We start from the raw sequence: 20444 nt of genomic DNA, 5'->3' as shown, positions 1-20444 counted from the left end.
AAAAAGCCTAAGATTAATTTCTTAGGCTTTTTTTTAGGCAAAATCACTGCTATTTTTCACCGCTTTCAAACCCAACTTCTCCCCTTCTTGAATCATGAATTCCCAGGCTGACTCAAAGTCATTCCTGACTAAACCTTCCAATATAGCTTCTCTAATAGCTAATTTAATAATTCCAATTTCTTTACTAGGTCCTAAATCAAAGGTGTCCATGATAATTTCACCAGTAATCACTGGTTGAAAATTACGCAATTGATCTTTTTCTTCTACCTCTTTTAATTTTTCTTCAACCAGATCAAAGTTTCGCAAATATCGCTTCACCTTATCACCGTTCTTGGAAGTAATATCCGCTCTACAAAGCGTCATCAAAGCCTCCAATTCATCCCCAGCTTCAAAAAGAAGTCGACGCAAGGCAGCATCGGTGATTTCTTCTTTCGAAAGTGCAATGGGCCTTAGATGTAATCGAACCAGCTTTTGAACCAATTTCATTTTCTCGTTCAATGGCAATTTAAAGCGTTTGAAAATGGAAGGTACTTGCCTCGCACCCATTTCTTCATGCCCATGAAATGTCCAGCCTTTTTTGGTATCAAATCGTTTAGTTGCTGGTTTTGCAATATCATGTAAAATGGCTGCCCAGCGCCACCAAAGGTCATTGGTGTGTAAAGCTATGTTGTCCAATACTTGTAAAGTATGATAAAAATTATCTTTATGTCCTTTTCCTTCTTCCGTATCTACTCCCTTCAATTTCATGAATTCAGGAAAAATAATCGGTAAAATTTGGCAGGCATCCAGCAACAAAAAGCCGTAAGACGGTTTTTTCGTTAATATGATTTTATTCAACTCTTCTGATATGCGCTCCATAGAAATGATTGCTAATCGCTCTCTTTCATCAATTAAAGCATCAAAAGTGGTTGGGAAAATATCAAATCCTAACTGAGCCGCAAAGCGAACAGCACGCATCATCCTTAGTGGATCATCAGAAAAAGTAATTTTGGGTTCTAAAGGAGTTCGGATGATTTTTTTCTGCAAATCACTCATACCATCAAAGGGGTCCAAAAAAGTCCCAAAAGACGCTTGATTCAATTGTACAGCCATTGCGTTGATGGTAAAATCTCTTCGGTTTTGATCATCTTCCAAAGTACCTTCTTCAACGATTGGCTTACGAGAATCACGGTTATAAGATTCCTTTCTCGCTCCAACAAATTCCAAATCCCAATCGTCTACCATTAACATGGCTGTACCAAAATTTTTAAAAATAGAAACAGCATGTTCCGGTAAATTAAACTCTTTGGCCACTTCCTCTGCCAGTTCGATTCCAGATCCGATACAAACAACATCGATATCTTTACAAGGTCGATTTAAAATACTATCTCTCACATAACCTCCAATGACATAAGCATCCAAACCTAAACGGTCTGCTGCTAAACCAATTTTGGCAAAAATGGGATGTTCTATAATTTCTTTTCCTGTTTTCATTTATTTACGAATCATAGAATAATCACCATTTAAACCTAATTTCACAATTTTGGAAGGCTTTATCTCTTTATTTTCTCCTTTGGGATTTTGTAAAATGCAATCCACTTGATTTTTGATGGATTCATGAATGGAAATGAAATTTTTCGGAGATTCTTCTCCTGATAAATTAGCGGATGTTGAAACGATGGCTCTTTGATATCGATAAACTAAACCTTTACAGAATTCATCTTTGACCAAACGAATTGCAATACTACCGTCAGGAGCTAATACATGTTGACTAACATTTTTACCTTTGGGATAAATCACTGTTAATGGATCTTCCGCAAATTCAACCAAATCCCAAGCGATGTCTGGAACTTGTTCCACATACTCGCTCAATTGCTCTATTTTAGAAATCAACAAGATCAAACCCTTGTCGATGGGTCTATTTTTAATTTGAAATAATTTCTCAATCGCCGCGTCCATTCTAGCATCACACCCTAAACCCCAAATGGTATCAGAAGGATATAAAATTACTCCACCTGATTTCAATGATTGAACCGCTTCTGTATAAATATTTGGCATCATAGGCACAAAGGTAAAGATAATTTCCTCTTTTGTGAAGGTCTTAAAGGATTGTTTAATTTGAAATGGCTACCTTTGCAGATTGAAAACATGCCATACATAAATCTAGCTGAGCAAACATGTCAAGTATTGAATCCATTTTAATAGATAGTTTAAAAAACGGTTTAAAATCATTGTTTCAAATAGAAGTTGACGAAATTTCGCTTCAAGAAACTAAAAAAGAATTCGAAGGAAGTTACACGCTGGTCGTTTTTCCATTTACTAAGCAAGCTGGAATGGCTCCGCAACAAATTGCACAGAAACTGGGTGAATTTGTTTTAGCCAATTGCCAAGAGGTAAAAGCATTTCAAGTGGTTCAAGGTTTTTTAAACATCTCTTTGCACGATTCTGTTTGGGTTAACTCTTTACAACTTTTAGCGCAACAAGAAAGCTTGGATTTAGCTCCAAAAACGGAGAAAGTACTGATAGAATATTCTTCACCCAATACCAACAAACCTTTACATCTAGGCCATTTACGTAATAATTTCTTGGGATATTCAGTCGCAGAAATTTTAAAAGCTGGAGGTTATGAAGTGATTAAAACAAATTTGGTGAACGACAGAGGAATCCATATTTGTAAATCCATGTTGGCCTACCAATTATTTGGCAACAATGAAACACCAGAAAGTAGCGGTCTAAAAGGAGATCATTTGGTAGGTAAATATTATGTAGCTTTTGACAAGGCTTACAAACAAGAGATTGAAGATTTAATTGCGAAAGGAATAGAACCTGACAAAGCGAAAGTAGAAGCGCCCATTTTAATTCAAGCGCAAGAGATGCTTTTAAAATGGGAGCAAAACGATTCTGAAGTTATTGCCCTTTGGAAAAAAATGAACACTTGGGTATTTGAAGGTTTTGCGCAAAGTTATCAAACGATGGGCGTTACTTTTGATAAAATTTACAGAGAATCCAACACCTATTTATTAGGCAAACAATTAGTTGAAGAAGGTATTCAACAAGGTGTATTTTTCAAAAGAGAAGATGGTTCAGTTTGGATTGACCTGAGCAATGAAGGTTTAGATGAAAAATTGGTTTTGAGAAAAGATGGCACCTCTGTTTATATCACACAAGATATGGGTACGGCCCAATTAAAGTATCAAGATTTTGGTGCCAATAGATCAGTATATGTGGTTGGTAATGAACAAGATTACCACTTTGAAGTGTTGTTTCACATATTAAAGAAATTAAACAAGCCATTTTCCCAAGGAAATTATCATTTATCTTATGGCATGGTAGATTTGCCAAGCGGAAAAATGAAATCGCGAGAAGGAACCGTCGTGGATGCGGATGATTTAATGGCGGAAATGATTCAAACGGCGAAGGACAGAACTCTTGAGCTAGGGAAAATTGAAGGTTTTTCAGAGGATGAGTCGACGCAATTATTTCAGCATTTGGGATTAGGAGCTTTGAAATATTTCTTATTAAAAGTGGACCCTAAAAAGCGCATGTTATTTAATCCTGAAGAATCCATTGACTTCCAAGGAAACACGGGACCTTTCATTCAATATACCCATTCAAGAATTCGATCGATTGAACGAAAAGCGAATAATATGAATGATATAGATCTAAATGATTCAGTAGAATTAGCTGAATGCGAGCAAGAGTTAATCTATTTATTGGGTCAATATGCTCAGAAAATTGAAGAAGCTTGTGATCAATATTCTCCTTCAATCATTGCTCAATATATTTATGATGTAGCGAAGCAATTCAATAAATTATACAATGAGCTTAGTATTTTAAATGAAGAAAATGTTGATAAAAAGAATTTAAGATTAACTTTGACACGTCTTACTGGCAAAACAATTAAACACGGTTGTAGTTTATTAGGTATTGTTTCACCTGAACGAATGTAACATGAAACGTGTTATCTTTTTTTTCACCTTATTAACTTTGATACTTATGATAACGAACATGATGAAAATTGGATCAATTTTGACGGCTTTAGCCCTCCCATTTACGCAAAAAAAAGTGTTAAACAGACCATCCGAAATGAGTACAAATGTAGCCCCTTCAACCATTTATCAATTCAAAATGAAAGGAATTGATGGAAAAGAGATTGATTTAAGCCAATTCAAAGGCAAAAAAGTGGTTATTTTAAATACCGCTTCTAAATGTGGATATACGCCACAATATGCGGATTGGGAAAAATTCCACAAAGAAAACAAGGATGTTGTTGTATTGGGATTCCCTGCCAATGAATTTGGTGGACAAGAACCTGGAACAAACACAGAAATTGCCAGTTTTTGTCAGAAAAACTACGGTGTTTCATTTCAAATGATGGAAAAAGTGGTTGTTAAAGGAGAAGGGAAATGCAGTTTATACCAATGGTTGACCGACAAATCTAAAAATGGTTGGAATGACAAAGAACCAAGCTGGAATTTCTGCAAATATGTCATTAATGAAAAAGGTGAGTTAACCAACTTTTTTGCATCAGGAATTAAACCATCAAGCCCTGAATTTTTAGAAGCTTTGAAAAAATAAATATGAATCGTTGGGTTGAAGCTTCAAGACCAAGAACTCTTCCATTGGCATTAGCAAGTATATTATTAGGTAATATATTAGCTTATTCCAGTGGAAGTTTTTCTTTTTTAATTGCCTTATTAGCAATCATTACTACTGTATTTCTTCAAATTCTTTCCAATTACGCCAACGATTTCGGCGACACTAAAAACGGCATAGATACCAAAGACCGAAAGGTAGCTTTGAGAACCGTTCAAACAGGAAAAATTAGTAGCAAAGAAATGAAAAATGCCATCATCGCATTATCGGTCATTTCGTTTATTTCGGGAATCGTTTTATTGTATTTTAGTTTAAAAGATTCGAGCCCAGAAGCTTGGTTATTTTTCCTAGGCTTAGGACTATTATGCATATTAGCAGCCATCACTTATACCATTGGTAAAAGACCTTATGGGTACATGGGGCTAGGTGACATTTCCGTTTTTATTTTCTTTGGATGGGTAGGTACATTTGGAACTTATTTTCTACAAACAAAAAATATTGATTGGAATGTACTTCTTCCTGCCTCTGCTTGTGGATTTCTCTCTGTGGCAGTTTTAAACCTGAATAATCTTCGAGACATCGAAAATGATATCAAAAATGGAAAAAACTCTATTCCTGTTCGCATTGGCAAGAAAAATGGTTTTTTCTACCAACAAGCTTTGTTTATTGCAGCCATCTTGGGCTTTGGATTATATCCAATCATAACTGGACAAGAATTTTCAAACGTACAAAATTTTGCTTTGTTGGTGGGTTATTATCCGCTTATAAAAATCAGTAGATCACTTAAACCTACTATGAGCCCGAAGGAAATTGACCCATTTTTAAAGAAAACATCTTTGAGTACCCTGTGGTTAATTTTAATTTTTGGTGTCGTTAAAATTTTTCTTAGCCATTGATTTCTTAATTTTACAAAAAAACCTTTCATGAAATTTAAAATATCACTTTTAGCACTTCTATTATCTGTTTGTACTAAGCTTGTTTTCGCACAAGATGCAAGTAATTATTTAGAACAAGGATTGACACAAAACAAAACGGGAAATTATTCCGAGGCTTTGCGTTTTTTCAGTTTAGAAATTGAAAAAAACTCAGCGAACCCAGATCCGATCGCATTTTACAACAGAGGATTTGCTAAATATAATCTCAAAGATTTCCAAGGTGCAATTTTTGATTTTGATAAAGCCATTGAATTAAAGCCTACTTATTTTGAAGCTTTTATTGCTCGCGGACAAAGTTATAGCAAAAAAGATAACCATAAGGTTGCCATTCAAGACTACAACGAAGCCATCCGTTTAAATCCATTGGAGCCTTCCGCTTATTACAGCAGAGGATTATCGAAAGGTAAATTAGAAAACTATCGCGGCGCATTATCAGATTTTAACAAATCGCTAGAATTAGCCCCTGATTATGCTCCCTGTTTAGCAGCCAGAGGCGATTGTAAAATCAAATTGGGTGATTTTAAAAATAGTATTGAAGATTTTAACAAAGCGATTGAAATTAGTCCAAAAAGAGCAGGATATTTTTCTGGAAGGGCATATGCTAAAATGAAATTAAGTGATTTCCAAGCAGCCATAAAAGATTACAATGAGGCAATTAAAATCAGTCCAGATGATGCTGATGATTGGTTCAATTTAGGTTTTTGCAAAACTCAATTAGAAAATTATCGAGGAGAAAATGGAGAGAAAGGTGCATTAGAAGATTTTAACAAATCGTTGGAATTGGATCCAAATAAAATGGCTGCATTGTATGGTAGAGCATTTGTAAAATCGAAATTAGGCGATCCAAGAGGAGCTATTGAAGATTACTCAAAAGCGGCTGACCAAGGAAATTTAGAAGGTCAAAAAATTCTTTACACAGCTAAAATGGGCAAGATCCAATTGGATGAATTAAGAAATGGTGTACAAGACAAAATCAAAATGGCTGAATTTTCAAGTGAAAAATCAGAAGTTTATTTCAATAGAGGGGTAGCGAAAGCTAAATCAGGCGACCCTAAACAAGCCATGGAAGATTATAACAAAGCGATTTCATTGAATCCAATATACTCGGAGGCCTATTTTATGCGTGCCATGGCGAAATCCATTTTAGGCGACCAAAGAAGTGCGATTCAAGATTGTTCGAATGCCATCAAATTGAATCCCAAATATGCTGAATCTTATTTTGTGAGAGGCTTGATTAAATTAGCCTTGAATGATGCTTCTGGCTGTTTGGATTTAAGTAAATCTGGAGAATTAGGCTATAACCAAGCCTATCAAGTCATTCGCGATTATTGTAATTAAATATTTTTAATAGCAGCTTTTTGAAAAGATCAAAAGGCTGCAATTAATTAACGACTATTCAAATCTCAAGTGCTTCACTGATTCTCCTGAATTAGCTAATTCTTCTAACGAATCTATTCCAATTTGAAGGTGAGTTTCTACAAAATTGGAAGTCACTTTTTTATCACTGGCTTCTGTCTTTACGCCATCGGGAGTCATTGGGTTATCTGATACTAACAACAAAGCACCGTGTGGAATTTTATTTACAAATCCGACAGTAAAAATTGTAGCAGTTTCCATATCAATTCCCATAGCGCGAATTTCCGTCAAATAAGATTTGAATTTTTCATCATGCTCCCAAACTCTTCGATTGGTGGTGTAAACCAAGCCAGTCCAATAATCTAATTCATGTTTTTTAATCATGGAAGAAACGGCTCTTTGCAAACGAAATGAAGGTAAGGCTGGAATTTCTTTTGGCATATATTCATCTGAAGTTCCTTCTCCTCTCACCGCTGCAATGGGAAGAATTAAATCGCCCAAACTCAAATTTTTCTTAAGACCTCCACACTTACCTAAAAACAATACTGCTTTTGGAGTGATGGCAGAAAGAATATCCATCACTGTGGCTGCCATTGGCGAACCCATGCCAAAATTGATGATGGTAATATTATTTGCTGTGGCTGTTTGCATAGGTTTATCTAAACCTAAAATTGGCACATCATATTTAGCAGCAAACATATCCACATAATTTCGAAAATTCGTTAATAAGATATATTGACCGAAATCATTGATGGAGGTACCTGTATATCTAGGTAGCCAATTTTGCACTATTTCTTCCTTCGTCTTCATGTATATTTTTATAAGTGTGATGAAATTAAGATTAAAAAAGATTAATTTAGATGTTGATTCAAATTAGCCTAAATGGAGCTCAATCCTAATCTAACATTACTTTTTCCATCCTTTGAATACAAATTAAAACAAAAGGAAGGGAAACTTTATATTTTCGATGAAATTGCCAAAAAATTCAGGTTTTTAAGTCCAGAGGAATGGGTACGACAACACTGTTTAAATTACCTTACCAAGCATTTGAAATATCCTGCAGGAATGATTCAGATAGAAGGTGGAATGAAAGTCAATCAATTAAACAGAAGAACAGACATTCGAGTATATCAACCCAATGGCAGTATTTATTTATTAATCGAGTGTAAAGCACCACATATAGCAATTTCTGATGTAACTTTGGCACAAATTAGCCAATACCAAAAAAACCATCAGGCACAATACATTTCAATGACCAATGGTTTAGAGATTCAAACATTTAACATGAATAATAACAGTATAGATTCAACTTCCAACAATCAATTTCCAACCTATTTATGAAAAAGTTTTTTATCATTTTTTTATGTAGTTTCATCAGCTTCTCACAATTTTCGTTTGCTCAAAGCAAAGCTAAAACACTTCCTAAAAGACCGGCATTGGTAGTAGGAATTGTTGTGGATCAAATGAGATATGATTATTTAAACAAATACAACAATCGATATTCTGATGGAGGATTTAAGCGTTTAATGAGAGAAGGTTTAAATTGCCAAGACAATCATTATAATTATGCTCCAACGGTTACTGCTGCAGGTCATGCCAGTGTTTACACAGGAACTGTACCAGCGGTCCATGGCATTGTAGGCAATGAATGGACAGATGTAAAATCGGGCAAAAAGGTATATTGTACGGAAGATTCAACCGTAAAAACAGTTGGAACAACAGGAAATACAGGTCTTATGTCGCCAAAGAATTTATGGACAAGTACCATTACAGATCAATTAAAAATTTCTCAAAACTTTCGCTCTAAAACAATTGCAGTTGCATTAAAAGACAGAGGTGCGATTTTACCGGGTGGTCATTTGGCAGATGGGTCTTATTGGTATGATTCCAAAGAAGGTAGATTCATTAGTTCTTCTTTTTATTTCAACGAATTACCGAAATGGGTTCAAGATTTCAATGCTCAAGAATTGGCCAAAAAATACGTTGCACAAGGTTGGAATACACTTTACCCGATTGCTACCTATACGCAAAGTTATGTAGATGATAATCCATTTGAAACAAAATTACCTGGTGAAAAAACACCTACTTTCCCACATGATTTGAAAGGAGGAAATCCATTGGAGGTACTTAGAAGTACACCTTATGGCAATACCATTACCAAAGATTTTGCCTTGAAAGCAATAGAAGCGGAAAAATTAGGCCAAAATGGAACAACCGATTTTTTAGCCATTAGTTTTTCCTCTCCGGATTATATTGGCCATGCATTTGGACCACAATCCATTGAATTGGAAGACAATTATTTAAGATTAGATCGTGAGATTGAGGAAATTTTAAGCACTTTGGATAAGAAATTTGGCAAAGATAATGTACTTGTTTTTTTAACTGCAGACCATGCTGTGGCGGAGGTTCCTGGATTTTTAACTAGTAAAAAAATGCCCGGTGGAATATATGATAAAAATAAGGCAACAGAGGAAGTCAAAAAAGCCATTACATCAGAGTTTGGAGATGTGAATTTAATTTTAGCTGAAGATAATTCTCAAATTTATTTAAATCATACCTTGATGAATAAAATGGGCATTGACAGACATAAATTAGAAACAGTTTTAAGAAAGGCTTATCAAAAAACGGAAGGGTTTTCTGAGTTAGTTGATATGCAGAAAATTTACGCAAGTAGCTTAATTTCCAATTACAAAACCTTGGCAGAAAATGGATACAATCCTGCAAGAAGCGGTGATTTCATGATCTTATTGAAACCACAATGGTTTATGGGTTATAAAACAGGTACTACTCACAGTACTTTATACGCTTATGACACGCATGTCCCTTTGTTGTTTTATGGATGGAAAGTGCAAGCCAATGAGTACACCAAGCGCACTAGCATTTCAGATATTTCTACTACTTTAGCTAATTGGCTCAAATGTATGGAGCCGAGCGGAAGCATTGGAAGCGTGATTCCATTTAAGTTATAACGAAAGCCTTTTTGAAAATAAGATTTTTTAAAGAAAATGCCTTACTTTTGTGCTAAATTTTTGAACATATTAAAGAATAATTTATGAAAATTGCTGTTGTTGGAACAGGTTATGTTGGATTAGTTACGGGTACATGTTTTGCAGAAACGGGTAATTATGTAACATGTGTTGACATTAATGAAGAAAAAATCAAATTGATGCAATCAGGCAAAATACCTATTTATGAGCCTGGTTTAGAAGATTTATTTTTACGAAATACAGCAGAAGGAAGATTAACTTTCACCACTAATTTATCAGAAGGCATTAAAAATGCTAAGGTCATTTTTTTAGCTCTACCAACCCCTCCAGGAGAAGATGGATCTGCAGATTTGAAATATATCTTACAAGTTGCCGATGATTTAGGCCCTTTGTTAGAATCGTATACTGTCATCATTGACAAAAGTACAGTTCCTGTTGGAACGTCTGAATTGGTAAAAAATGCCATTTCAAAAAAGGCAAAAGTAGAATTTGATGTAGTTTCTAATCCCGAATTTTTAAGAGAGGGTGTGGCTGTTGAAGATTTTATGAAACCAGACCGAGTGGTTATTGGAACAGAGTCAGACAAGGCAAAAGAATTAATGTCAAAATTATATGCACCATTGGTACGTCAAGGGAATCCAATCATTTTTATGGATGAACGCTCGGCAGAAATGACCAAGTATGCAGCGAATGCGTTTCTTGCCACTAAGATTACTTTTATGAATGAAATCGCTAATTTATGCGAGTTAGTGGGTGCGAATGTGGATGACATCAGAAGAGGTATTGGTACAGATTCTCGCATTGGAAAAAGATTTTTATTTGCAGGAATCGGATACGGCGGAAGTTGTTTCCCAAAAGACGTTCAAGCATTAGCAAAAACATCAGAAGAAAACAATTACCAATTCCATATTTTGGATAGTGTAATGAAAGTGAACGAGTCGCAAAAAACGAAATTATTGCCTCAAATCGTTACACATTTCAACAATGATTTGAAAGGTAAAAAAATCGCTATCTGGGGTTTAGCTTTTAAACCATATACAGATGATATTCGTGAGGCTCCAGCGCTTTATAATATTGATGCTTTATTGGAATTGGGTTGCGAGGTGCATGTATATGACCCTGAAGCTATGCCAAATGTGGAGGCAATTTTAGGCGATAAAGTTACTTTTTGTAAAAGCCCCTATGATACTATTTCCGATGCAGATGCCTTATTAATTGTTACTGAATGGCCTCAATTTAGGACTCCAGATTTTGATAAAATGGAAGCCTTATTGAAAAACAAAGTCATTTTTGATGGTAGAAATTTATACGAATTACCACAAATGAAAGAATTAGGTTATACGTATTATTCTATCGGAAGAGGGGTAGTGAGGTAAGAGGTAAGAGGTAAGAGGTAAGAGGTAAAAGATAAGAGGTTTTACATCATTTAAATTTGATAAAATTTACAAGATATAAATTTATGAAAAGAGTATTAATAACAGGTGGTGCAGGTTTTTTAGGTTCACATCTTTGTGACAGATTCATCAAAGAAGGTTATCATGTCATTGCCATGGATAATTTAATTACAGGTGATTTAAAAAACATTGAGCATCTTTTTAAACTCCCTAATTTTGAATTTTATCATCACGATGTTTCGAAATTTATCCATGTACCGGGTGAATTAGATTATATCTTGCATTTTGCATCGCCAGCCTCTCCTATCGATTATTTAAAAATCCCTATCCAAACATTAAAAGTGGGTTCTTTAGGTATTCATAATTGCCTGGGTTTGGCTCGTGTTAAAAATGCTCGAGTATTGATTGCTTCAACATCTGAAGTTTATGGAGACCCATTGGTTCATCCACAAACAGAAGAATATTGGGGAAATGTAAATCCAGTAGGCCCAAGAGGAGTATATGATGAAGCTAAACGTTTCCAAGAGGCCATGACCATGGCTTATCACACATTTCATGGTCTAGAAACAAGAATCGTTCGAATTTTTAATACCTATGGTCCAAGAATGCGATTGAATGATGGTCGTGTTTTGCCTGCATTCATCGGTCAAGCCCTAAGAGGTGAAGATTTAACCATGTTCGGTGATGGATCTCAAACAAGAGCATTTTGCTATGTAGATGATTTAGTGGAAGGAATTTATCGTTTACTTTTGAGTGACTATGCCCAACCAGTGAATATTGGAAATCCAGATGAAATTACCATCAAAGAATTTGGAGAAGAAATCATCAAATTAACAGGAACCTCCCAAAAACTGATTTCACTTCCATTACCAACGGATGATCCAAAGCAACGTAAACCTGATATTACAAAAGCTAAGGAATTATTAGGATGGGAGCCCAAAGTTTCTCGCGCGGAAGGTTTGAAAATTACTTATGAATATTTCAAATCTTTGAGTCCAGAAGATTTACACAGAATGGCTGAACATAAATCTTTTTAATTCAGCACTCTTATTTCAATTTATTCAGCGGGTGAAAGTCTTGAACGATTTGACTCAAATAAGCCCGATCCAAATGGGTATATATTTCTGTGGTCAAAATAGATTCATGCCCTAACATTTCTTGAACAACTCTTAAATCGGCACCTCCTTCAATCAAATGTGTAGCGAAGGAGTGCCGAAAAGTGTGTGGACTAATAGACTTGTCAATTTTAGCTTTTTGTGCTAAATCTTTACAAATCAAAAAGACCATTACTCTGCTTAATGCCCCCCCTCTTCTATTCAAAAAAACAATGTTTAATGCTTCTTTTTTGACGGAAATAGTAGATCGAACAGATTCAATGTATAATTTCAAATAATAAAATGCATCTTTCCCTGCAGGAACGAGTCGTTCTTTATCTCCTTTACCTCTGACTTTCAAAAAACCAATATCTTCATAAATATCTGTCAATTTCAAATTGATCAATTCTGAAACACGTAATCCAGCCCCATAAAGCATTTCTAACATGGCTCGATTACGTACACCTTCATTGTTTGTTAAGTCATTTTGTTCCAAAATGGCCACAATTTCATCATAAGAAAGAGTATCAGGAAGTTTTCTAGCCTTTTGTGGGCTTTTTAAATGGACTGTAGGATCCATTTTTAAGACATCATCAAAAACCAAATATTGAAAAAAACTGCGAATTCCAGATAAACACCTTGCTTGCGAACTAGGCTCAATCCCCAAACCATGCAAATCGTTTAAAAATGCCATCAGATGAAATTCTTCCACCTGTTCTACCGTCAATTCAGAAAATCCTGTTTGAAACAAATAATTACCCAATTTTTGAATATCACGTAAATAAGCCTCTAAAGAATGATTAGATAGACCTCTTTCAATTTTCAAATAATTACCAAAAGCTTGGATTTCTTTATCCCACATGCATTTTTCAAAAACAAACATGTAAATTTAGAGGAATTACGTATTTTTACATCCTTTGGTAGAAGATAAGTGCTGATCTAAAATGAATAATCATGAGTAAGAAGAAAATTTTAATCCTGAATGGCCCTAATTTAAACTTATTAGGAACAAGAGAACCAGAAATTTATGGCCACCAAACTTTTGAACAATATTTGGAAATACTACAAGATAAATTCGCAAAAGAATTAGACATTACTTATTTCCAATCCAATGAAGAAGGTCAACTCATCAACAAATTACATGAAGTGGGCTTCAGTTATGATGGTATATTAGTTAATGCAGGGGCATATACGCATACTTCTATTGCCATTGCAGATGCTATTTCGGCCATTAAAACACCTGTGATTGAAATACATATTTCCAATGTACATGCGAGAGAAAGTTATAGATCGCATAGTTATTTAAGTGCCAAATGCAAAGGTATTATCATTGGTTTTGGATTAAGAGGATACGAATTAGGCCTGAATTCATTTATCTAAAAAATGTTATCATTTTACCCCGGACCTTCAAAAGTTTACCCTCAAAGCTTGCAATTCATTCAAGAAGCCTATGAGAATGGTATTGTGAGCATTAATCATAGAAGCGAACGTTTTGAAGTTTTGCTCAGAGAAACCTTAGAGTCACTTCATCAAAAATGGAATATTCCAGAGGATTACACCATTTATTTCATTTCTTCTGCAACAGAAGCATGGGAAATTGTTGCCCAATCTTTAATCATTAAAAATTCTTTACACTTGCACAATGGGGCATTTGGCAAAAAATGGGCCCATTATACCAAAGAAATTGTTCCGAATGCCAAAGATTTGACTTTTGAAAAAGAAGAAAGTTTATCAGATTTTTTAAAACAATCTCCCGATAATCTTTTAGAAAATATTGACACCATTTGTGTAGTACAAAGTGAAACCTCCAACGGCACTGGCCAAAAAATAGATAGAAGCGATTTTGGTTCTCAAGATGATCTGATTATTGCTGTAGATGCAACTTCTTCCATGGCTGGCATTGAATTGGATTGGCAACAAGCAGATGTTTGGTTAGCCTCTGTTCAAAAATGCATGGGAATTCCAGCGGGATTAGGTGTATTAATTTGCTCTCCCAAGGCTCTTAGAAGAGCAGAATCTTTGGGAAGAAAAGATCATTACAACTCCATTCTTTTGATGGAAGAAAACAGAAAATTATATCAAACTCACTATACACCCAATGTGTTGGGTATTTATTTACTAAACAGATTGAGTCAGACTTTACCAAATATCAAAGAAATTGACCAACAAACGAAAGTCAAAATGAAAATTTGGGAAGATTTTTGGATGAAAAAAAACAGGTTTGAATTATCCTTTTTAATTAAAAACCAAAGCTTAAGGCTACCAACTGTTCTTGCCTTAGAAGGAAAGCCAGATCAAGTAAAAAAGATTCAACAATTGTGTCAAATGAACAATATTGAATTAGGTAAAGGTTACGGTGAATGGAAAGAAAGCACCATTCGTATTGCGAATTTCCCGAGCCATACTTTGGAAGACATTGAAACACTCATTCACTTATTAAAATAATAGCCATGAACTTCAATATTAAAGAAATTGTATCTTCATCATTGATTCTATTCTCTGTCATTGATATTTTAGGATCGATTCCTATTATTATCGATTTAAGAAAAAAGAATGGAGATATTCATCCAGAGCAAGCCACATTGGTTTCAGGATTAATCATGTTGGGCTTCTTTTTTGCAGGAAAATTCATCTTGCGTTTATTGGGTGTTGACACGAATTCATTTGCTGTAGCAGGTGCATTAATTTTATTCTTAATAGGTCTGGAAATGACACTCGGAAGAAACATTTTCAAACCAGAAGAAATAGCAGATGGTTCGCATTCGATTGTGCCATTAGCCTTCCCAATCATTGCTGGGGCAGGAACCATGACCACCTTAATTTCCCTTAAATCACAATTTGAAGAAGAAAATATCATCATAAGTATTTTCATCAACTTAATCTTCATCTACATTGTATTGAAGTCAAGCACCTGGATTGAGAAAAAACTAGGTAATGTAGGTACACAAATTTTGAGAAAAGTATTTGGAGTTATTTTGATTGCCATTGCTATTAAAATATTCAAAACGAGATTGTTTTAATATGGCGAAAAAACAAAAATATTATGTGATTTGGGCTGGCCATCAAACAGGTGTTTTTGATTCTTGGAAAGAAGCGGAAAAACTAATCAAGGGTTTTCAAAGTGCTCAATACAAATCATTTGATACGCTCAAAGACGCAGAAGAGGCGTTTAAGAAAAATTATTGGGCGAGTATACAACCTAAGCAAGTAAAATTAAAAAGTAGCAGCCATTCCAAACCGATTGTCCCAAGTATTTCGGTGGATGCGGCTTGCTCCGGAAATCCTGGAGTTTTGGAATACCAAGGCGTTAATACCGAAACAAAAGATGTTTTATTTGCTCAAGGCCCTTTCCCACAAGGAACAGTCAATTTAGGCGAATTTTTAGCTTTAGTGCATGGATTGGCCTATTTGAAAAAACAAAACTATAGCATACCCATTTATTCTGATTCCAGAACAGCCATTGCTTGGGTAAAAAAGAAAGCGATTAAAACGACACTTGAAAGAAATGCCAAAAATGCGGATTTATTTCAACGAGTGGATAAAGCCTTGGAGTGGTTACACAACAATACCTATGAAACGCCCATTTTAAAATGGGAAACAGAAGATTGGGGAGAAAATCCAGCTGATTATGGCAGAAAATAGATCCATCTTTACTTTCAAAAAATTTCAATTAGCACACGGTGATCCTGGATTAAAAATAAGCACAGAGGCCTGTTTATTAGGCGCCATTGCCAGTAATTTTGCCAAAGGAAATATACTTGATATTGGAACAGGTTCTGGACTTTTAGCCTGCATGATGGCCCAAAAATGTCCTGAATCAAACATCACTGGAATAGAAATAAATACGGAAGTTGCGCAATTAGCTCAAGAAAATTTCAACAAATTTCCGCTTTCAAATAAATTAACAGTCATCAATATTGATTTAAATGACTTCAAGTCGAAGGAATTATTCGATTTCATTGTATGCAATCCTCCATTTTTCAGTAACCATTTAGCAAACCAAAATCAAAGCAAACATATTGCCATTCATAGCGATTTGTTGGATCCAAATGATTTATCAAATGCCATTAGTCAATTATTAAATACCCATGGACAAGCTCTTGTTTTGTATCCAGCATTAAATATGCAAATATTTGAAAAATCACTTTTTGATAAGAATCTATATATCAATCAATTAATTGAAATTTACCCTAATCCATCATTGCCATTACTCCGTCAAATAGCGCTCATTTCTCATTCAAAAACCGATAAAAAAACTTCAAAATTGACCATTAAAAATGCATCAAATGAATATTCCGATGTATTTAAAAATCTACTTCAACCCTACTATTTAATTTTCCCATAAAAAATAACCGTAGTATTTTGTATTTTTGCAAGCTTGACAAGATAAATCGATGTTACAAATCTCAATTATTGTTCCTCTTTACAACGAGGCAGAATCTCTTCCAGAGCTTTGTGCTTGGATAGATAGAGTTATGCAAGAAAATCAATTTTCTTATGAAATGATTTTCATCAATGATGGATCAAAAGATGATTCTTGGGAAGTTCTGCAGGAATTAAAAAAAGAATATAGCACCATCAAAGCGATTTCTTTTGCCAGGAATTATGGAAAATCCGCTGCTTTACATGAAGGCTTTTTATTGGCACAAGGTTCGGTAGTCATTACCATGGATGCTGATTTACAAGATTCTCCGGATGAAATTCCAGGATTATATAAAATGATTACAGAGGAGGGTTATGATTTAGTGTCTGGTTGGAAGCAAAAAAGATTTGATCCCATTTCTAAAACCATTCCTACCAAATTATATAACGCAGCTACACGTAAAATATCAGGAGTTTATTTACACGATTTCAATTGTGGTTTAAAAGCTTATAAATTAAAAGTGGTAAAAACTTTAAAATTATACGGAGAAATGCACCGCTACATTCCTGTTCAAGCCAAATGGAATGGTTTTACCAAGATTGGAGAAAAAGTTGTTCAGCATCAATCGAGAAAATATGGTGTAACTAAATTTGGTTTGGAAAGATTTTTGTATGGATTTTTAGATCTATTATCCATCACCTTTGTACAAACATTTGGAAAAAGACCCATGCACCTGTTTGGTAGCTTAGGAATATTATCCTTTTTTACGGGAACCATCATTACTTGTTGGTTAATCGGTGAAAAATTATACAATATTTCACAAAACCTAAAATATCGAAATGTTACAGACCATCCACTATTTTATCTGGCATTGGTCGCAATCATTTTAGGGGTTCAATTATTTTTAGCTGGATTTATTGGTGAATTGCTTGTAACCAATTCTGACAAAACAACCCAGTATCAAATCAAGGAAGAAATATCCTAGTTATGCAAAAAAAAGATCTTAAATGGTTAAGCCGTTCAGAGTTATTAATTGGAACTGAAGGGATAGAAACATTACAAAATGCACACGTTTTAGTGGTTGGATTAGGTGGAGTAGGTTCATTTGCGGCTGAATTTATCGCTCGTTCTGGAGTAGGTAAAATGACAATTGTGGATGGTGATGTTGTAGATCCCACCAATCGAAATAGACAATTACCTGCATTAGCGACAAATCATGGAGTTGCCAAAGTAAAAATCATGGCTGAGCGATTATTGGCCATCAATCCCGATTTGGAATTAATTGCACATGAAACTTTTTTAAGTCCAGAAGCTGCCAAAGAAATTTTAGAAGGGACTAAATATGATTATGTTATGGATTGCATTGATTCCGTAACTCCTAAGTTAACCTTATTAAAAACAGCATTTGATTTAAATTTAAAGATTGTTAGTTCCATGGGTGCTGGAGGAAAATTAGATCCCACCAAAATTAGAACGGCCGATTTGTTTGATACCAGAGAGTGTTATTTAGCCTCTTTGGTTAGAAAAAGAATTCGAAAATTAGGCGTCAAAAAAGGCATTAAAGCCGTATTTTCCTTAGAAAAAGTAAAAGATGAATCATTGATTTTAACAGATGGTTCAAATTTTAAAAAATCCGCCTACGGAACCATTTCCTATTTACCAGCTGCATTTGGAGGTGCCTGTACATCAATAGTCATCCGAGATTTACTCAACGAACCCATTCCGATGGAAAAAAGACCAAAAGCCTTTTTGAAAATGGAAAAAAGAAATCCCAATAAATAATGATACAAATCGGTGTAATTAATATTTCAGATAGAGCTAGTGCTGGAATTTATGAAGATATTCCTGGCAAAGCTGTGGTAGAAATATTGAAAGAATATTTAATAAGCGATTTTGAAGTTATTTATGCAGTTGTTCCAGATGAACAAGATCAAATTGAGGATGCATTGTGCAAAATGGCAGACTTGGATAATTGTTGTTTAATTGTGACAACTGGAGGAACTGGACCAGCACCAAGAGATGTTACACCTGAGGCAACTGAGGCTGTTTGTGCAAAAATGATGCCCGGATTTGGAGAATTGATGCGCCAAGTAAGTCTACAATATGTACCCACGGCAATTTTGAGTCGCCAAACAGCAGGAATTAGAGGTCGATCTCTAATCATCAATTTACCAGGCAAACCGAGTGCCATCCGTCAATGCTTAGAAGCAGTTTTCCCTGCTGTCCCCTATTGCATAGATCTCATCGGCGGAGCATTTTTAGTTTGTAATGAAGAAAACATCAAGGTTTTTAGACCGAAGAGTTGAGAGAGAAGAGAGAAGAGAGAAGAGAGAAGAGAGAAAAGTGAAAAAACTATTACCTATTACCTATTACCTATTACCTATTACCTCTTACCTACTTACAAGGCTTATAAATAGCACCTGTAGCGAAATCTACCACCGCAAATGGCCAAAAAATCACAATATCTGCAATTAGTGCTACAGGGCGTACAGCTCGTGTAGGTCTACCTGGTGCAGGTTTTGTCCGCTGGCATGAACTAATTGGCCCTCCCAAAACGGTAGCACATGAGCTAAGGGTTATTGAACCCAACAAAAGAAAAACTGAATAAACAATGATTTTTTTCATGATAATTTAATTTAGAACTTCTTACCTTTTACCTCTTACCTATTACCTATTACCTATTACCTCATATCAACACTATATCATCCGCATGTGCAAGCTCCCCACTCGAATGTAAAATTTCTTCTTTAGAACAACGAGAACGAGCGATCGCTATTGTGTTGCGATCAAAATCTAATAATTCGATGACTTCACCTTTTTCAAAATCGCCGATATATTCTTTTACCCCAACGGACAATAAACTTTTTCTAGAACGAACTGCTTTTTCTGCACCTTTGTCCAAAACTACTTTGCCCGAAATCAAACTTCCAGCTGCCAGCCATTTTTGTCTAGAAGACAAACTCGCTTCTTGCGCGTCAAAAAAAGTCCCTATTTCTTCTTTAAAAGCAGATACGATTCCATCAGCATGATCTAAACCGAAAATGACCACTTTAATGCCTAATCGAGTGGCTAAACGAGTAAAAGTCAACTTAGAAATCATTCCTCCCAAGCCTGTACTTGATTTTTCAGAACTGACAACAGATAATACGGAAGCATCTATATGAGGCACGGAACGAATAATTTCTCCATTTTCATTCAATAAACCGCCTACAGATGTACTGATCAATAATTTACTAGCACCAAATCCTGTGGCTATTAATGTCGCTAATTCATCATTATCAGAAAATTTCAATTCCACATTACTCACCACATCATTCTCATTTGCAATGGGAATAACACCGCTTTTCCATAATTCCTGATACGTTTCTTTTAATTGCAAAAATTGTTCTCTTTGTGAAAAATGATGTCTTTCACACAGACTTTGTGCAATAGCAATACCATATTTCTGAAAATAATGATTGTATTTCGCAATTAAAATAGGGTTTCCAATGGCTGCCGCCGCCTTTCGTTCAGATAAGGTTCCTTTGTATTTTTTCAAAAATGATTTACCTGCAGCCACAGCTCCGCTGGAAACCAAAACAATGTGAAAGTCCTTGTGTAAAGTAGCCACTTGAGAAGCAATTTTCTCCAAGGTTTGTTCATTCACCTCGCCATTACTGTGTGTGATTGAAGAAGAACCAAATTTAATAACTAGGATAGGCTTTGCCATGAACGAAATCTCAAAACTTAATAAAGAGCCC

The 20444-nt window shown here is 35.1% G+C and carries 22 protein-coding genes; 16 read left to right on the top strand and 6 right to left on the bottom strand.

The genetic code is table 11. The features are described from left to right. Window positions 1-33 precede the first annotated feature (33 nt). A complete protein-coding gene (locus tag V7S79_RS09680; protein WP_459490384.1) occupies window positions 34-1473 on the bottom strand; it encodes a CCA tRNA nucleotidyltransferase in 1440 nt (479 codons plus the stop codon). After that, the gene (locus V7S79_RS09675) at window positions 1474-2040 is read right to left on the bottom strand and encodes an L-threonylcarbamoyladenylate synthase (RefSeq protein WP_459490383.1); all 567 of its coding nucleotides are present in this window, start codon (window positions 2038-2040) and stop codon (window positions 1474-1476) included. A gap of 116 nt (window positions 2041-2156) precedes the next feature. On the opposite strand from V7S79_RS09675, the gene argS reads away from it, so the two are divergent. From argS to V7S79_RS09655, 4 genes are read left to right on the top strand one after another with little or no spacing between them, the layout of a single operon-like run. Then, window positions 2157-3929, top strand: coding sequence for an arginine--tRNA ligase (argS, locus tag V7S79_RS09670; RefSeq protein ID WP_459490382.1), 1773 nt, complete (start codon window positions 2157-2159; stop codon window positions 3927-3929). A gap of 1 nt (window position 3930) precedes the next feature. Continuing rightward, window positions 3931-4557, top strand: coding sequence for a glutathione peroxidase (locus tag V7S79_RS09665; protein WP_459490381.1), 627 nt, complete (start codon window positions 3931-3933; stop codon window positions 4555-4557). Between the two features lie 2 nt (window positions 4558-4559). After that, window positions 4560-5471, top strand: coding sequence for a 1,4-dihydroxy-2-naphthoate polyprenyltransferase (locus V7S79_RS09660; RefSeq protein WP_459490380.1), 912 nt, complete (start codon window positions 4560-4562; stop codon window positions 5469-5471). 27 nt (window positions 5472-5498) lie between these two features. Further along, window positions 5499-6848, top strand: coding sequence for a tetratricopeptide repeat protein (locus V7S79_RS09655; protein WP_459490379.1), 1350 nt, complete (start codon window positions 5499-5501; stop codon window positions 6846-6848). Between the two features lie 54 nt (window positions 6849-6902). Here V7S79_RS09655 and V7S79_RS09650 read toward each other — a convergent pair whose 3' ends face one another. Next, complete coding sequence (locus V7S79_RS09650; protein WP_459490378.1) at window positions 6903-7676, bottom strand: AMP nucleosidase; 774 nt, start codon at window positions 7674-7676, stop codon at window positions 6903-6905. Window positions 7677-7748: 72 nt separating this feature from the next. Here V7S79_RS09650 and V7S79_RS09645 point away from each other — a divergent pair, with 72 nt between their 5' ends. The 4 genes from V7S79_RS09645 (at window position 7749) to V7S79_RS09630 (ending at window position 12284) form a co-directional block, all read left to right on the top strand. Beyond that, a complete protein-coding gene (locus tag V7S79_RS09645) occupies window positions 7749-8207 on the top strand; it encodes a type I restriction enzyme HsdR N-terminal domain-containing protein (RefSeq protein ID WP_459490377.1) in 459 nt (152 codons plus the stop codon). Continuing rightward, window positions 8204-9835, top strand: coding sequence for an alkaline phosphatase PafA (gene pafA, locus V7S79_RS09640; protein ID WP_459490376.1), 1632 nt, complete (start codon window positions 8204-8206; stop codon window positions 9833-9835). Before V7S79_RS09645 ends, pafA begins: the two co-directional genes overlap by 4 nt. A gap of 83 nt (window positions 9836-9918) precedes the next feature. Beyond that, a complete protein-coding gene (locus tag V7S79_RS09635; protein ID WP_459490375.1) occupies window positions 9919-11229 on the top strand; it encodes a UDP-glucose dehydrogenase family protein in 1311 nt (436 codons plus the stop codon). An 83-nt stretch (window positions 11230-11312) separates the two neighbouring features. Further along, window positions 11313-12284, top strand: coding sequence for a UDP-glucuronic acid decarboxylase family protein (locus tag V7S79_RS09630; protein WP_459490374.1), 972 nt, complete (start codon window positions 11313-11315; stop codon window positions 12282-12284). A gap of 10 nt (window positions 12285-12294) precedes the next feature. Here V7S79_RS09630 and xerD read toward each other — a convergent pair whose 3' ends face one another. Further along, window positions 12295-13203: a site-specific tyrosine recombinase XerD gene (xerD, locus tag V7S79_RS09625; protein WP_459490373.1), complete on the bottom strand. Its 909-nt coding sequence runs from the start codon at window positions 13201-13203 to the stop codon at window positions 12295-12297. Window positions 13204-13295: 92 nt separating this feature from the next. On the opposite strand from xerD, the gene aroQ reads away from it, so the two are divergent. Genes aroQ through mog form a run of 8 tightly spaced genes read left to right on the top strand, consistent with a single transcriptional unit; the run spans window position 13296 to window position 19010 of the window. Beyond that, on the top strand, window positions 13296-13721 hold the full coding sequence (gene aroQ, locus V7S79_RS09620) for a type II 3-dehydroquinate dehydratase (protein WP_459490372.1): 426 nt from the start codon (window positions 13296-13298) through the stop codon (window positions 13719-13721). A gap of 3 nt (window positions 13722-13724) precedes the next feature. Then, window positions 13725-14786, top strand: coding sequence for an aminotransferase class V-fold PLP-dependent enzyme (locus tag V7S79_RS09615; protein WP_459490371.1), 1062 nt, complete (start codon window positions 13725-13727; stop codon window positions 14784-14786). A 5-nt stretch (window positions 14787-14791) separates the two neighbouring features. Continuing rightward, entirely contained in the window at window positions 14792-15361 is a 570-nt protein-coding gene (locus tag V7S79_RS09610; protein WP_459490370.1) for a MarC family protein, read from the top strand. A gap of 1 nt (window position 15362) precedes the next feature. Continuing rightward, window positions 15363-15983 carry a ribonuclease H1 domain-containing protein gene (locus tag V7S79_RS09605; RefSeq protein WP_459490369.1) on the top strand — a complete coding sequence of 207 codons (621 nt, stop codon included), beginning with the start codon at window positions 15363-15365 and terminating at the stop codon, window positions 15981-15983. Further along, the gene (locus V7S79_RS09600) at window positions 15970-16686 is read left to right on the top strand and encodes a tRNA1(Val) (adenine(37)-N6)-methyltransferase (RefSeq protein ID WP_459490368.1); all 717 of its coding nucleotides are present in this window, start codon (window positions 15970-15972) and stop codon (window positions 16684-16686) included. Before V7S79_RS09605 ends, V7S79_RS09600 begins: the two co-directional genes overlap by 14 nt. Before the next feature lie 49 nt (window positions 16687-16735). Further along, the gene (locus tag V7S79_RS09595; RefSeq protein WP_459490367.1) at window positions 16736-17689 is read left to right on the top strand and encodes a glycosyltransferase family 2 protein; all 954 of its coding nucleotides are present in this window, start codon (window positions 16736-16738) and stop codon (window positions 17687-17689) included. Window positions 17690-17691: 2 nt separating this feature from the next. After that, the gene (locus V7S79_RS09590) at window positions 17692-18486 is read left to right on the top strand and encodes a tRNA threonylcarbamoyladenosine dehydratase (protein WP_459490366.1); all 795 of its coding nucleotides are present in this window, start codon (window positions 17692-17694) and stop codon (window positions 18484-18486) included. Then, window positions 18486-19010: a molybdopterin adenylyltransferase gene (mog, locus tag V7S79_RS09585; RefSeq protein ID WP_459490365.1), complete on the top strand. Its 525-nt coding sequence runs from the start codon at window positions 18486-18488 to the stop codon at window positions 19008-19010. Before V7S79_RS09590 ends, mog begins: the two co-directional genes overlap by 1 nt. An 88-nt stretch (window positions 19011-19098) precedes the next feature. Here the strand turns inward: mog and V7S79_RS09580 are convergent, their stop codons facing one another. Both V7S79_RS09580 and proB read right to left on the bottom strand, forming a co-directional pair. Next, on the bottom strand, window positions 19099-19329 hold the full coding sequence (locus V7S79_RS09580; protein ID WP_459490364.1) for a hypothetical protein: 231 nt from the start codon (window positions 19327-19329) through the stop codon (window positions 19099-19101). A 61-nt stretch (window positions 19330-19390) separates the two neighbouring features. Beyond that, window positions 19391-20413, bottom strand: a complete 1023-nt coding sequence (gene proB, locus V7S79_RS09575; RefSeq protein ID WP_459490363.1) for a glutamate 5-kinase — start codon at window positions 20411-20413, stop codon at window positions 19391-19393. Window positions 20414-20444: the final 31 nt, after the last annotated feature.

This window comes from Aquirufa sp. ROCK-SH2 (assembly GCF_054558315.1).
The sequence above is the reverse complement of the archived record's forward strand: the minus strand, read 5'-3'. Positions and strand labels throughout refer to the sequence as shown.